This is a genomic window from Bacteroidota bacterium (assembly GCA_036522515.1).
Classification (GTDB): Bacteria; Bacteroidota; Ignavibacteria; order UBA10030; family SZUA-254; genus VBOC01.
On sequence record DATDFQ010000049.1, the window covers coordinates 22,128 to 36,528 of the forward strand.

The 14,401-nt window shown below is 58.9% G+C and carries 15 protein-coding genes; 7 read left to right on the plus strand and 8 right to left on the minus strand.

The annotated features are described in order from the left end of the window. Positions 1-2 precede the first annotated feature (2 nt). From sufC to VI215_09040, 6 genes are all read right to left on the minus strand, one after another. The gene (sufC, locus tag VI215_09015) at positions 3-782 is read right to left on the minus strand and encodes a Fe-S cluster assembly ATPase SufC (GenBank protein HEY6192446.1); all 780 of its coding nucleotides are present in this window, start codon (positions 780-782) and stop codon (positions 3-5) included. A 70-nt stretch (positions 783-852) separates the two neighbouring features. After that, positions 853-2,310 carry a Fe-S cluster assembly protein SufB gene (gene sufB / locus VI215_09020; protein HEY6192447.1) on the minus strand — a complete coding sequence of 486 codons (1,458 nt, stop codon included), beginning with the start codon at positions 2,308-2,310 and terminating at the stop codon, positions 853-855. 44 nt (positions 2,311-2,354) lie between these two features. Further along, complete coding sequence (locus tag VI215_09025; protein ID HEY6192448.1) at positions 2,355-2,660, minus strand: hypothetical protein; 306 nt, start codon at positions 2,658-2,660, stop codon at positions 2,355-2,357. Positions 2,661-2,684: 24 nt separating this feature from the next. Continuing rightward, on the minus strand, positions 2,685-3,878 hold the full coding sequence (locus tag VI215_09030; protein HEY6192449.1) for an IscS subfamily cysteine desulfurase: 1,194 nt from the start codon (positions 3,876-3,878) through the stop codon (positions 2,685-2,687). Next, a complete protein-coding gene (locus VI215_09035) occupies positions 3,878-4,285 on the minus strand; it encodes an Rrf2 family transcriptional regulator (protein HEY6192450.1) in 408 nt (135 codons plus the stop codon). The genes VI215_09030 and VI215_09035 overlap by 1 nt, the downstream gene beginning before the upstream one ends. A gap of 123 nt (positions 4,286-4,408) precedes the next feature. Beyond that, positions 4,409-4,609 carry a hypothetical protein gene (locus VI215_09040; protein ID HEY6192451.1) on the minus strand — a complete coding sequence of 67 codons (201 nt, stop codon included), beginning with the start codon at positions 4,607-4,609 and terminating at the stop codon, positions 4,409-4,411. Positions 4,610-4,848: 239 nt separating this feature from the next. Between VI215_09040 and bshA the strand changes: the two genes are divergently transcribed. The 7 genes from bshA (at position 4,849) to VI215_09075 (ending at position 12,308) form a co-directional block, all read left to right on the plus strand. Beyond that, on the plus strand, positions 4,849-5,988 hold the full coding sequence (bshA, locus tag VI215_09045; GenBank protein ID HEY6192452.1) for an N-acetyl-alpha-D-glucosaminyl L-malate synthase BshA: 1,140 nt from the start codon (positions 4,849-4,851) through the stop codon (positions 5,986-5,988). Beyond that, positions 5,960-7,411, plus strand: a complete 1,452-nt coding sequence (locus VI215_09050) for a M28 family peptidase (GenBank protein ID HEY6192453.1) — start codon at positions 5,960-5,962, stop codon at positions 7,409-7,411. Before bshA ends, VI215_09050 begins: the two co-directional genes overlap by 29 nt. A gap of 280 nt (positions 7,412-7,691) precedes the next feature. Continuing rightward, positions 7,692-8,879: an ABC transporter substrate-binding protein gene (locus VI215_09055; GenBank protein HEY6192454.1), complete on the plus strand. Its 1,188-nt coding sequence runs from the start codon at positions 7,692-7,694 to the stop codon at positions 8,877-8,879. A 37-nt stretch (positions 8,880-8,916) separates the two neighbouring features. Further along, positions 8,917-9,822, plus strand: coding sequence for a branched-chain amino acid ABC transporter permease (locus tag VI215_09060; protein HEY6192455.1), 906 nt, complete (start codon positions 8,917-8,919; stop codon positions 9,820-9,822). Positions 9,823-9,824: 2 nt separating this feature from the next. Beyond that, a complete protein-coding gene (locus VI215_09065; protein HEY6192456.1) occupies positions 9,825-10,787 on the plus strand; it encodes a branched-chain amino acid ABC transporter permease in 963 nt (320 codons plus the stop codon). Between the two features lie 12 nt (positions 10,788-10,799). Next, a complete protein-coding gene (locus VI215_09070; GenBank protein HEY6192457.1) occupies positions 10,800-11,570 on the plus strand; it encodes an ABC transporter ATP-binding protein in 771 nt (256 codons plus the stop codon). A 27-nt stretch (positions 11,571-11,597) separates the two neighbouring features. Then, the gene (locus VI215_09075; GenBank protein ID HEY6192458.1) at positions 11,598-12,308 is read left to right on the plus strand and encodes an ABC transporter ATP-binding protein; all 711 of its coding nucleotides are present in this window, start codon (positions 11,598-11,600) and stop codon (positions 12,306-12,308) included. Between the two features lie 140 nt (positions 12,309-12,448). Here the strand turns inward: VI215_09075 and VI215_09080 are convergent, their stop codons facing one another. Next, positions 12,449-13,942, minus strand: a complete 1,494-nt coding sequence (locus tag VI215_09080) for an amino acid permease (protein ID HEY6192459.1) — start codon at positions 13,940-13,942, stop codon at positions 12,449-12,451. Between the two features lie 52 nt (positions 13,943-13,994). Beyond that, entirely contained in the window at positions 13,995-14,237 is a 243-nt protein-coding gene (locus tag VI215_09085) for a DUF2007 domain-containing protein (GenBank protein ID HEY6192460.1), read from the minus strand. Positions 14,238-14,401 lie beyond the last annotated feature (164 nt).

Here is a 14,401-nt window from a genome sequence, read left to right on the forward strand (position 1 = left end):
GGTCAGCGGCTCTCCTGCGCGGCAAGTTCCACCTTCGACGCTTCGTCCTTTACCCAGTCGTACCCCTTTTCTTCCAGCTCCAGTGCGAGGTCCTTGGTTCCCGATTTGACGATCCGGCCGTCCACCAGAACGTGCACGAAATCCGGAACGACATAGTCGAGGAGGCGCTGATAGTGGGTCACGACGATGATCGAGTTGTCCTTCGCCCGCAATTTGTTGATCCCGGCGGCGACCATTCTGAGAGCGTCGATATCGAGCCCCGAGTCGGTCTCGTCGAGAACCGCGAGTTTCGGTTCAAGCACGGCCATCTGGAATATCTCGTTCCGTTTCTTTTCTCCGCCGGAGAACCCCTGGTTCACCGGACGGTTCAACAGGGTTTCGTCCATGTCGACCGATTTCGCCTTCTCCCTCACGAGCTTGAGAAACTCCATCGCATCGAGCTCTTCAAGACCGCGGTGTTTCCGCACGGCGTTGAGGGCGGCTTTGAGGAAGTAGGTGTTGTTCACGCCGGGTATCTCCACCGGATACTGGAAGGCCATGAAGACCCCTTCCCGCGCCCTGTCTTCCGGTTTCATCGCCAGAAGGTCCTTCCCCAGGTAGAGGACTTCCCCGGCATTCACGCCGTACGTTTCTCTTCCGGCGAGGACCTGCGCGAGCGTGCTCTTGCCCGAGCCGTTCGGGCCCATGATTGCATGCACTTCGCCGAGGCCGACGTTCAAATCCACGCCTCGAAGTATCTCATTCCCCTGGATCCCCGCGTGGAGGTTCTTGATCTCAAGCAGGGGCTGTTTCACGTTGTTGATCATTGGTTGTTCTTTTCCTGTTCGTAGTGTATAAGTTCCATGAACCGTATTACCCGACGCTTCCCTCCAGGCTGATGCCGAGAAGTTTTTGCGCTTCGACGGCAAACTCCATCGGAAGCTCGCGAAACACCTCTCTGCAAAAACCGTTGACGATCATGTTGACGGCGTCCTCGGTCGAAAGCCCCCTCTGCCGGCAGTAAAAGATCTGATCCTCGCCGATTTTGGACGTCGACGCCTCGTGCTCGATTCTCGAAGAGGTGTTTTTCACCTCCATGTAGGGAAAGGTGTGAGCGCCGCAAAGATCGCCGATTAACAGCGAGTCGCACTGCGAAAAATTGCGCGCGCCTGTCGCGTTCTTGGCTATTCTCACGAGCCCCCGGTACGAGTTCTGGGCGCGCCCCGCCGAAATCCCCTTCGAGACGATCGTGCTCCGCGTGTTCTTCCCCAGGTGGATCATTTTCGTTCCCGTGTCGGCCTGCTGGAAGTTATTCACCACCGCCACCGAATAGAACTCGCCGACGGAATTGTCGCCCTGGAGAATGCACCCGGGGTATTTCCAGGTGATCGCGGCGCCCGTCTCGACCTGGGTCCAGGTGATTTTCGAGTTGGCGCCCGCACACTTTCCGCGCTTTGTCACAAAATTGTAGATCCCCCCCTTTCCCTCCTTGTCGCCGGGATACCAGTTCTGGATCGTGGAGTACTTGATGGTGGCATTGTCGTGCGCGACCAGCTCGACGACCGCGGCGTGGAGCTGATTCTCATCCCGCATGGGCGCGGTGCACCCCTCGAGGTAGCTGACCGAGGCGCCTTCATCGGCGATGATGAGCGTGCGCTCGAACTGACCGGTGTTCCGCGCGTTGATGCGGAAATAGGTGGAGAGCTCCATGGGGCAGCGCACGCCCTTTGGAATGTAGGCGAACGACCCGTCGGTGAAGACGGCGGCGTTCAGCGCGGCGAAGAAATTGTCGGTGTAGGGGACCACCGAACCGAGGTATTTCTGCACGAGCGCCGGGTGCTCCCTGATCGCATCCGTCATCGAGCAAAAGATGATCCCGAGTTCTGCCAGCTTTACGCGAAACGTCGTTGCCACGGAAACGCTGTCGAAGACCGCGTCCACCGCCACCCCGGAGAGCAGTTTTTGCTCTTCGAGGGGAATCCCCAGCCGCTCGAACGTGCGGCGGACCTCCGGATCGATCTGGTCGAGGCTCTCGAGCTTGGGCATTTTTTTCGGAGCCGAGTAGTAGCAGATCTTCTGATAGTCGATGGGACCGTAGTGGATGTTCGCCCAGCCGGGCTCTCCGTCCGTTTGTTCGAGCTTCGACCAGTGGCGGTAAGCCTTCAGTCTGAGCTCGAGCATCCAGTCGGGCTCGCCCTTCCGGCGCCAGAGCTCCGTGATGATCTCCTCGTTGAGGCCGCTGGGAACGGAATCATACTCCACCGCCGTCTCGAAACCGTACTTGTAGTCCTGTGTGGCAAGCGACTCTATGGTCTTCTGTTCAGTAGTCATGATGATTGTTTTTCAATGCCGGGTTCTTGATGGATGATTTCGGGTCACTGCGCCGCCGCCGGGGCCTTCTTTTCGACGCGGGGAAGCGCGAATTCCGGATACGTCAGCAGCCACGATTGATGGTCGATCTTTTTGAAGATTCCCTTCCGTTCGAACGCGGCAGCCGCTTCGGCGGCCACCTTTTCGGCGTCGTGATACTTCAGTTTGATCCCCTTCTCCCGGAGAAAGGTCATCACGCCGTAATGAAAATCCCGGAAGAAGATGTTCGACAGGTGGATCAGCGTGAACTTATTCTTCAGGAACTTCAGGAACTCCGATTCGTTCCCGGTGATCACTTCAAGAGATTTCATGCCCGTTCTCCGTTCAAGTATTGTTCAGTTCGATTCGACATTCTGGCGCGCGGTCCGGTAGGCGCCGGAACGCCTTCGCAACTCGTTCACATGCTCCACGACCCGCGCGACGACGTACTCCACTTCTTCTTTGGTGGTGAAGCGGCCGAGCCCGAACCGGATCGCCGAGTGGAGGCGTTCCCCAGGAAGACGGAGCGCCTTCAGCACATGGGACGGCTCCGGATCGGCTGTGCTGCAAGCCGACCCGGTCGACACCGCGACGTCTTTCATGCTCATCATCAGCGCATTGTCGTCGACGGAGAGGAAGCTGATGTTCAGGTTGTTCGGCAGCCGTTTCTCCGGGTGGCCGTTGAGGCAGACTCCCTCCAGTTGCGACGCGAGCGCATCCAGCATGCCGTCCCGCAGGGCCGAGAGCCGGGCGGATTCTTCGTGCAGCGAGGCCAGACAGAGTTCGACGGCCTTCGCCATCCCCACGATTCCGGGCACATTGAGAGTGCCGGATCGCATCCCCCGCTCATGCCCTCCGCCATCCATCTGGCTTACGAGCCTGATACGGGGAGTCGAGCTCCTGACGAATAACACCCCGATCCCCTTCGGCCCGTAGATCTTGTGGGAGGAACAGGAGAGAAGATCGATATGCTGATCCCTCACATGGAGGGGAATCTTTCCGATGGCCTGTGTCGCATCGGTGTGAAAGAGGATCCCCTGCTGGTGACAAATCTTTCCGATCTCGCCGATCTCCTGGATCGTCCCGATTTCGTTATTGGCGGCCATGACCGAAACGAGAATCGTCTTTGGCGTCAGGGCGCCTCGCAACTGTCCGAGGTCCACCACCCCCTGTCCGTCGACCGGAAGGCAGGTCACCCGGTACCCGAGTTTTTCGAGCTTCCTGCAGGAATCGAGCACGGAGCGATGTTCGGTCTGAACCGTCACGATGTGGTCGCCTTTTTGTCTCAGCGCTTCGGCGGCACCCTTGAGAGCCAGATTGTTCGCCTCCGTCGCGCCAGCGGTGAAGATGATTTCCCCCGCATCTGCGCCGATCGATTTTGCGATCATGCTCCGGGAAGATTCTACCGCCTCTTCCGCGACCCATCCGAAGCGGTGCTGCCGGCTTGCCGGGTTTCCGAAGAGATCCGTGAAGTAGGGAAGCATTGCATCCAGAACGCGGGGATCGACCGGAGTGGTGGCGTGGTAGTCCATGTAGACGGGCAGCTTCATCAGACCATCTCCATAATCGTCAAATTCTCGAACACGCTGTTGATCCTGTTCTGAAGCTTCACGAGGGGGTCCTTGATGGTGCAGGTGTGGTGGATGATGCAATCTTCGGGACCATCCGCTTCACACTGAATGATGGTCACCGTGGGCCTCTCCTCGATCGCATTAATGATCGCCGAGACCTTCAGTTCGCAGGGATTCCGGGTGAGAATATATCCGCCGTGGACCCCCTGGTAGGAGGTGATATACCCCTTCCGAACCAGCTTTTGCATCACTTTCGCCAACAATTCGAACGGGATCTGGTATGCATCCGCGATTTCTTTGGCGGTGTGGATCTGCCCCGGGGAACCGGCCGCGATGTGCCGGATCGCGATCAGACCGTATTCAACTTTCTTCGACAGTTGAAACATCTTCTCCTCGTGTAAATCCGACCGGATTAGTCTTGATTACAACCAAAAAAAGATTCCGAACACCGGAATCTTTACCTGACTATAAAATAAGCAAAATAGACTGCGAAATCAAGCGCAGGAGATTCAGTTCATGCTGATTTTCATCCGCTTGTTATCGGCAGTTGACGGGCCATGGAGGCTGACTTCCACTTTATCAAGGTCGATGTGGACGACTTCCTCGCAATAGGCGCAGACCTTCGTCACCTGGCGGTCGAAGTTGATCGGATTTCCACAGCAGGGACAGCTGGTAATGACAATGCCAATGACTTTTGCTTTCTGCTTCACGATTCTCAATCCTTTCGCGTATGCTCGAAACCGTTGATTTTCAAGGATTTGGTAGGGTAGCGGGTTACAATATAGTAACTTTTCCCCGAAAAGCAATCCCCAACCGAAATTAAATTTTTTTCATAGCTTAGCTCTGACAGGACCCTTACATACTCTAACACCGGTTGCCTTCCGATCGTTCAGTCAGCTCCCCCCGGTTGTGTTTGTGCCCTTTTCTGAGTAACTTTAGCCGAGGTTTTATGAATATCGGCATATCTTGCTACCCTACATATGGCGGAAGCGGCGTCATCGCGGCAGAGCTCGGGAAAGCCCTGGCTCAGCGGGGCCATAAGATCCATTTTATCAGTTATGCGGTCCCGATACGGCTCGACGGATTTGTGGGGAATATCCTCTACCACGAGGTCGAAATTTCCACATATCCGCTCTTCGATTTCCCCCTCTACACCCCCGCTCTGGCGAGCAAAATCGTCGAAGTTGCGAAATTCGAAAAACTGGACATCGTCCATGCGCACTATGCCATCCCGCATGCGATCAGCGCCTATCTCGCGAAACAGATCCTGGGGGCCACCGGCCCGAAGATCGTTACCACGCTTCACGGCACCGATATCACGCTGGTCGGGCTCGAACCGAGCTACCTCCCCGTGATGAAATTCAGCATCGAGAAGAGCGATGGCGTCACCGCCGTCTCCCGCTCGCTCAAGGAGAAGACCCTCACGAACTACCATATCGACAAAGAGATCCAGGTCATACCGAATTTTGTCGATACCGAGAAATATCGCCGGATCGATGCCGCCAAGGTCCGGAAAGCCCTCGCCCCGTCAGGGGAAAAGGTGGTCGTCCATGTCTCCAACTTCAGGATGGTCAAGAGGGTGCAGGACGTCGTACGGATTTTCGAAATCGTCCGCCGGAAGATCCCGGCAAAGTTGCTCCTGGTCGGAGACGGGCCCGACCGGTCGAGTTGCGAGCAACTCGTGCGCGAGCTCGGGCTTGTCGAAGATGTGCGGTTCCTGGGCAAACAGATCGAGCTGGTCGAACTCCTCTCCGCTTCAGACCTGTTTCTCATTCCCAGCCAGTCCGAGAGTTTCGGACTCTCCGCGCTTGAGGCGATGGCCTGCGAACTGCCGGTCGTCGGATCGAGCGTCGGCGGGCTTCCCGAGCTCATCGTCCATGGCGAGACCGGCTACATCGCCGAAATCGGGGATGTTGAGCGCATGGCAAAGTATGCGATCGAGCTTCTCACAAACGATGCAAGGTACAAGATCTTCTCCTCGGCAAGCCGGCGCAGAGCAGTCGACACATTCAGGGCGGAAAAGATCATCGACCAGTACGAATCTTACTACGAGCAGGTTCTTGCCGAGAAATCCGCTCTCGTTCTTTAACCACCCCCGGGTTGCGGGCGGGGCATGCGCCGCCCCTGCGACATCTATTATCCGGTTCAGTACCGCCGTCCTCTTCACCCTCACGTTTTCGACTTCCTTCGCGCGCACAGAGCCTCTGGGGGAGCCTCCGGGGCAGCAGCCGGGACGAAACCCGACAGTCGAACGGATCGTTTCGGAGATTTCCGCCGACACTCTCCGCGCGACCATCGACCGCCTCGTGGGGTTCAAGACACGCCACACTCTCTCCGATACGACGAGCGATTCCCGAGGCATCGGTGCGGCGCGCCGCTGGATCAAGGGGGAGTTCCTTCGTCATGCGGGGGCGAGCCACGGGCGCATGACGGTGGAATTCCAGGAGTCGATCGCCCCCCTTTCCAGGCGTGTTCCCCGTCCGGTGAACATCGTGAATGTGATCGCGACTCTCCGGCCCGCCGTTTCGCAGGCCCCGGAAAGGATTTTTCTCATTTCAGGCCACTACGATTCCCGGATCAGCGACGCGCTCGATTCAACGGGCGAGGCGCCGGGTGCGGACGACGACGGCAGCGGCACCGCTCTGGTCCTCGAACTCGCCAGGGTCATGAGCAAGTATCAATTCAGGGCAACGATCGTCTTCGCCGCGTTCGCGGGCGAGGAACAGGGCCTGCTCGGCTCGACCGAGGCGGCAAGGGCCGCCTCATCGGGCGGATGGCGGCTCGAAGGTGTCCTGAATAACGACATCGTCGGAAGCAGCCGGGGAGGAGACGGAAGGATTGAGAGCACGTCGGTCCGGATTTTTTCGGAGGCCTACAGCCCGGCCGATACGGGTGCGGCGTTCCGCCGGCGGAATCAGCTCGGCCTGGAAAATGACGGCGGGTCGCGGGCGCTCGCGCGGTATGTCAAGGAGACAGGGGAACTTTTTGTCCCGAATTTTGCGGTCACGATGATCTACCGGGGGGACCGTTTTCTCCGCGGCGGAGACCATTCGTCCTTCCATGCACGGGGATTTCCCGCCGTCCGGTTGACCGAATCGGCCGAGAATTTCGATCATCAGCACCAGAACGTACGGTCGGAGAGGGACCGTGCCTACGGCGATCTGCCCGAATTTGTCGACGCGGGATATTGCGCACGCGTGGCCAGGGTGAACGCCGCCGCGCTCGCCTCCCTCGCGCTTGCGCCCTCCGCTCCCGACAGTGTTGAGATGGTGACACGCGACCTCGGGTACGACACCCAATTGCGATGGCGAAGGAACAGGGAACCGGACCTCGCCGGCTATGCGATCCGGTACCGGGAGACCACCGCCCCCGTCTGGCAACACAGCCTGTTCACGAAGGACACCACCGCCCTCCTGCCGGTTTCAAAAGACGATTTCATCTTCGGAGTCCAGTCGGTGGACGCCGGTGGAAACCAGAGTATTGTCGTCACCCCGCGCCCGGCCAACCGTTGAACCCCCGGCGCGAGAGCGGGATGGGACGGGGTTTCATCCTGATATTGTCATCCTGGGTCCTCCCATGTCATCCTGAGCGAAGCGAAGGATCTTCCCGGCCGAACGAACGGGATCCTTCGGTCGCTACGCTCCCTCAGGATGACAAGTTCGCCCGGATTGAGGCACGACGCGCGATGGGGGATGTTTTGATTCGAATGGATTTTTTACTATACTTTCCGAATTGTTCCGGTCCCGGTCGGCTCACGATTGAATCACGACTTTCTTGAAAAGGAGTATCTCCATGCGTCCATTGTTCAGGCTCGGTAGCGCCACTCTCCCGCCGGCATCCCTCCGGTTCATGTTCCTCTTAGCGGCGGCGGTCGCCCTTGTGGGGATTCCCGCTTTGCCCGGATGCGGCGGAGGCGGAGGCGACCAGGAGATCCGGATCGGCGAGTATTCCTCGCTCACCGGCACCGCGGCGACATTCGGAACATCGACGGACAAGGGGGCGAAGCTCGTCGTCGAGGAGACGAACGCGGCAGGCGGGGTGCTCGGCAAACAGATCAAGCTGATTGTGGAAGACGACCAATCGAAACCCGAAGAGGCGGCGACGGTCGTGACCAAGCTGATCACACGGGACGGCGTCAAGGCCGTCGTCGGTGAAGTCGCTTCCAGCCGGAGCCTGGCGGCGGCTCCGATCTGCCAGTCGAACGGCGTGCCGATGGTCTCTCCCTCCTCCACCAATCCGAAAGTCACCCAGGTCGGGGATTACATTTTCCGTTGCTGTTTCATCGACGAATTCCAGGGAGATGTCATCGCCCGGTTTGTCAGCGGCAGCATGAAGATGAAAAAGGCGGCGATTCTGAAAGATGTGAAAAACGAGTACAGCGTCGGTCTCGCGCAGTATTTTACCAAGAGTTTTACCAACATGGGCGGCGAGGTCGTGGCCGAACAGGCCTATAGCGAAGGGGACGCCGATTTCAAGGCGCAGCTGACGGCCCTCAAGGCCGCTAAACCCGATATCATCGTCGTGCCGGGTTACTACAACGAAGCTGCTCTGATCGTCAAGCAGGCGCGTGAACTGAATATCACCGTGCCGTTCATGGGAGGGGACGGGTGGGACTCCGCGAAGCTGCTCGAGATCGGCGGGGCGGCGATGGAAGGGACGTTCTATGCCAACCATTACAGCACCGAAGATACACGCGAGGTTGTCCAGAATTTTGTGAAGAAATTCCGCGCCAAGTACAACGAAACTCCCGATGCCATTGCCGCGCTCAGCTACGACGCGGCTAGGATCCTGATCGAGGCGATCCGGCGCGCCGGGACGACCGACGGCCCCAAACTGCGCGATGCGATCGCCGCGACCAAGGACTACGACGGAGTCACCGGAACGATTACGCTGAACAGCGAGCGCAATGCGACGAAATCGGCCGTCATCCTGACGATCAAGGACGGCAAGCTGGTCCTCAAAGAGACGATCCGGCCCTGACCATCCGACTCCGTAACGATCACCGTTCCCGGCGCGCATGAGCGAACTGCTCCAGCAGGTCATCAACGGCATTTCCCTCGGCAGCATCTATGCGCTTATCGCACTCGGCTACACGATGGTCTATGGGGTGTTGCGCTTCATCAATTTCGCGCACGGCGACGTCTTCATGGTGGGCGCGTTCGTAGGGTATTACGCCGCCCCCCACATCATCCCCCTCGTAGGGGGTTCGCTTTTTCTGGCCGGGCCGCTCACCCTTCTTCTCGCCATGCTCGTCTGCTCGATCCTCGGAGTCACGATCGAAAAACTGGCGTATAAGCCTCTCCGGTTCAGGCCGAAGCTCACCATCCTGATCACGGCCATCGGCGTGTCGCTCTTTCTCGAGTTCGGCGGGCAGCTCGTGTTCGGACCGGATCCAAAATCATTCCCCACCCTCCTCCCCTCGACGGTGCTCATTAATACGCCGAACCTCGTCCTGAACTCGACTCCCGTGATCGTGATCGGAACGGCGGTCGTTCTCATGATCCTCCTCCGGTTTGTCGTGCAAAAAACAAGGATGGGGACCGCGATGCGGGCGGTCTCCTACAACCAGACCGCGGCAAGCCTGATGGGAATCAATATCAGCACGGTAATTTCCTTCACGTTCATGCTGGGATCGAGTCTCGCCGCTGCGGCGGGAATCCTCTGCGGGAGCCTCTACCCGAGCATCAATCCCCTCATGGGAGTCTTTCCCGGACTCAAGGCGTTTATCGCCGCCGTCCTCGGGGGGATCGGCAATATCCCGGGCGCAGCCCTGGGTGGATTCATCATCGGGCTGCTTGAGACATTCGTGACCGGATACCTCTCCCCCACCTACAGGGACGCGATCGCGTTCGGGATCCTCATCCTGATTCTTCTCTTCAGGCCTTCAGGCATCTTCGGCCGGTACGAAGCCGAAAAGGTCTGACGATGAAAGACCATTCGACGAAGGCGCTGCTTCTCGGTGCGATAGTCCTCAGCTTCATCATTTCGCTCTACCAGTCCCAGATCAACCCCTATTTCCTGCAGATCATCGTTTACATCGGCATCAATATCATCCTTGCCACGAGCCTCAACCTTATCAACGGATTCACGGGACAGTTTTCACTCGGACACGCCGGGTTCATGGCGATCGGGGGGTACACGGCCGCGCTCATCTCGACGACGCTCGGCGCCTCCCCCGGGGAGGGCGCAAGCCTGGCGATTCTGCCGCTCGCGCTGATCGCAGGCGGTGTGACGGCTGCCCTCGCCGGATTGACGGTCGGAATCCCGAGCCTTCGGCTCCGCGGCGATTATCTCGCCATCACGACGCTCGGCTTCGGGGAGATCATCCGCGTCGTCATTCAAAATCTTGATTTCCTGGGGGGCGCCCGGGGGTTCACGGGGATCCCGAAACTGAGTAATTTTTTCTGGGTCTACGGCGGAGTCGCCCTGGTGGTCTTCATCATTTCAAACCTGGTGAATTCCTCCTACGGGAAGGGGTTCCTCGCGGTCCGGGACGACGAAATCGCCGCGCAGGCGATGGGGATCAACACCACAAAGTACAAGGTGATCGCCTTCGTCACCGGGGCGTTTTTCGCGGGGATCGCCGGCGGCCTCTACGCCCACTTCGTTTCCTACATCAATCCCCAGCAGTTCAGTTTCCTCCGTTCGATCGAAATCGTCGTGATGGTGATCGTCGGGGGAATGGGCAACACCATCGGCGTGATCATCGCCGCAGTCCTGCTGACAATCCTTCCGGAAGCCCTCCGCTCCATCGCGGAGTACCGGATGGTGATTTATTCCCTTTCCCTGATCATCATCATGATCACCCGGCCGCAGGGGCTCTTCGGGAAGCGCCTTTCCCTGAAGAACCTGGTCCGGCGGTTCCGGAAGAGGACCGTTCCCGCGTAACGATGGCTCCGGATGAACATTCTTGAACTGAAAACCTGTTCCATGAAGTTCGGAGGCCTGACCGCGGTCTCCGTCCTGGATATCGCCATCGGCCCGAGGGACCTTTTGGGAATGATCGGCCCCAACGGCGCCGGGAAAACCACGGTCTTTAACATGATCACGGGAGTCTACCGGCCGACCTCCGGGAGCCTGACGTTCGACGGGAAGGACATCGCCGGCCTGAAACCGTACCAGATCGCATCGATCGGCATCGGAAGGACCTTCCAGAACATCCGTCTCTTTCCGAGTTTGACCGTGCTTCAGAACATTCAGGTTTCCCTCGTCAAGAATCTCCGGCACGGATTCCGCGACTCCATCCTGCAGTTGAAGAGTTTTCATGAGGAGGAGCGGGCGATACGCGAGTACATTACGGAGATCCTCGAGCTCTTCAACCTCCGCTCGGTCATGAACGAGCCTGCGACCTCCCTCCCCTACGGCGACCAGCGGCGGGCGGAGATCGTCCGGGCGCTCGCCACCAAGCCGAAACTCCTGCTGCTCGACGAACCGGCCGCGGGGATGAATGCCACGGAAAAAATCGACCTCATGAGGCTCATCCGGCTTGTGAAGGAGCGGTACGATATCGCCATCCTTCTGATCGAGCACGACATGAAGGTCGTGATGGGCATTTGCGAACACATCATCGTGCTCGACTACGGGGTCAAGATCGCGGAGGGGAGTCCGGATGAGATCAGAAAGAATCCGGCCGTGATCGAGGCGTACCTCGGGGAGCAGGTCGATTCATGAGCTCTCTCCCGGCTCCTGGGGATCCCTATGCTGCATATTGAAAAGCTTCACGTCCATTACGGCGCGATTCATGCGATCAAGGGGATCTCGCTCTCGATCGGCAAGGGTCAGATCGTCACGATGCTCGGCGCAAACGGGGCGGGGAAGACCACCACGCTCCGCACGATCTCCGGTCTTGTCAGGGCGTCCGGAGGGGCGGTACGGTTCGAAGATTCCGACGTCACGAACAAACCCCCTCATGAAATCGTCATTCTCGGGATCGGGCACGCTCCGGAAGGAAGGATGATTTTTGCCAACCTGACGGTGAAGGAGAATCTGGAAATGGGGGCGTACCTCCGGCGAGACCGGGCGGAAATTCAGAAGGACATCGATTACGTGTTCTCGATATTTCCGCGCCTGAAGGAGCGACTCAAGCAGGCCGGGGGGACTCTTTCCGGCGGGGAACAGCAGATGCTCGCCATCGGCAGGGCGCTGATGACACGGCCCCGGCTTCTCCTGCTCGACGAACCCTCCCTCGGCATCGCCCCGATCCTCGTCAAGACGATTTTCGAGAGGATCGTCGAGATCAACCGCGAACTCGGAATGACGATCCTTCTCGTCGAGCAGAACGCGCACCTTGCGCTCCAGATAGCCCACTACGCCTACGTGATCGAAACGGGACAGGTCGTGATCGAGGGAAAAGCGGCCGATATCGCGAAGAACGAGGAAGTCCGGAAGGCCTACCTCGGCGAAACGTAACCTCCCTGCTTTGTCGTCCCGGCAAGGAGTCGGTAGCCGCAGCCTTTAGGCTGCGTCCATGACACCGCGATCTGAAGATCGCGGCTACCAATACCTCGAGCGAACCGGGATCCTTCGTCGCTACGCTCCTCAGGATGACACTAGAGTGAATCCTTTCGAAGCAGGCTCTTCTTGAATCCGTAGAGGAAGTAGATCACCATCCCGATTGCCAGCCAGATGAGGAAGCGCATGATCGTGATGGTGGGCAAACCGAGCACAAGGTAGAGGCAGGAAAGGATCCCCAGGATCGGTATGACCGGAACCCATGGGGTCCGGAATCCTCTCGGCCTGTGCGGATCCCGCACGCGCAGTATCAGAATCCCGACACAGACCAGGATAAACGCGAACAGCGTCCCGATATTCGTCAGGTCGACCATCTCGTCGATACTGGTGAACATCGCGCAGACCCCCACGGCGACGCCGGTGAGGATCGTTGTGACGTGAGGGGTCCGGTATTTCGGGTGCACCTTTGCGAACGTGGGGGGAAGGAGCCCGTCGCGCGCCATGGAGAAGAAAATTCTCGGCTGCCCGAGTTGGAACACGAGGAGCACCGCCGTATGCGCGACGACGGAACCGAACGCGACGATCCCCACAATCAGACTCTCCCAGTTTTCGATGTGCGCATACCGGAGCGCAAGGATCAGCGGCTCGGCCTGCTGCGTCGCGAGGGTCTTCACCAGTGCGGGATACGGAATGATTCCGGTGAAGACTGCGGCGACGATGATGTAGATCACCGTACAGACGATCAGCGAACCGATGATGCCGATCGGAAGGTCGCGCTTGGGGTTGCGGACCTCCTCCGCCACCGTCGAAACGGCGTCGAAGCCGATATACGCGAAAAAAACCACAGCCGCACCCGCCTGAACCCCTTCCCAGCCGTTCGGAGCGAACGGATGCCAGTTTTCGGGCTTCACATACTTCCATCCGACCAGGACGAAAAATCCGAGGACGAGCAGCTTCAGGAGAACCATGCCGGTATTGGCCCTCGCGCTCTCCCGTATCCCGATGACGAGGACGATCGTGATGGCGGCCACGATTCCAAACGCGAGGATGTTGAAGACGATCGGGATGCCGAAGACATGGGGGGCGTTCTCGAACAGGCCCGGAATTCTCGCAGCCGTCCGGTAGTCGGTCGACAGCCAATCCGGGACGAGGAGTCCGAAGCCGCCGATAAAGGTCTTGAAATAATTGGCCCAGCTGATGGCGACCGCGACATTTCCCACGGCATATTCGATGATCAGGTCCCAGCCGATGATCCAGGCGATGAATTCGCCGAGAGTCAGATACGAATAGGTGTAGGCGCTTCCGGAGATGGGAACCATCGCGGCAAATTCGGCGTAGCATAATGCCGCGAATCCGCAGGCGACAGCGGTGAGGACGAACGACAGCATAAGCGCCGGGCCCGCCCCGAGCCGGGCGGCGTCTCCCGCCGCCGCAGTGCCGACGGTCGCAAAGATGCCCGCTCCGATAATCGCCCCGATGCCGAGCATCACCACGTCGAAGGCGCCAAGCGCCCGCTTCAGCTGATGCTGAGGGGTCTCGCTCTCGTGGAGAAGCGCGTCGAGGCCCTTCCTCCGGAACAGTTGTTTAAGCATCGGCGATGCCGGGGATCGGTGACACGGGGAGGCGGTTCCGTCCGGGAGTGGGTTAGAGGGGGGGTTGAGTGTCGGTCGGCTCGGTTGCCTGATCGTTCAGGACGGCCTGAGCCTCGACGAGGTGTTTTTCGTCCACCAGGACCTGGATCCCCTCGCTCTCCTGGAGGGAAGGGAGCATCCCGCCGATATCTTCGAATTTCAGGAACGACTCGATACCCGCAGCGGCCAGAGTAGCCTGTGCGAGTTCCGCTTCGACTTCATTCACGAATGTCGCCGCTGCAACGTAGCGATCCATGGTAAGACCCGTCCTGGTGAGGTTAAAATCCGAACTTGCGACAACTTAGTAAAGTCCTGCGACAGATGCAACGCCTGGTACTGCCCCAATTTCACCCAACATGTCATCCTGAGGGAGCGTAGCGACCGAAGGATCTCGTCTTTCCGACCTGCAAGATCCTTCGC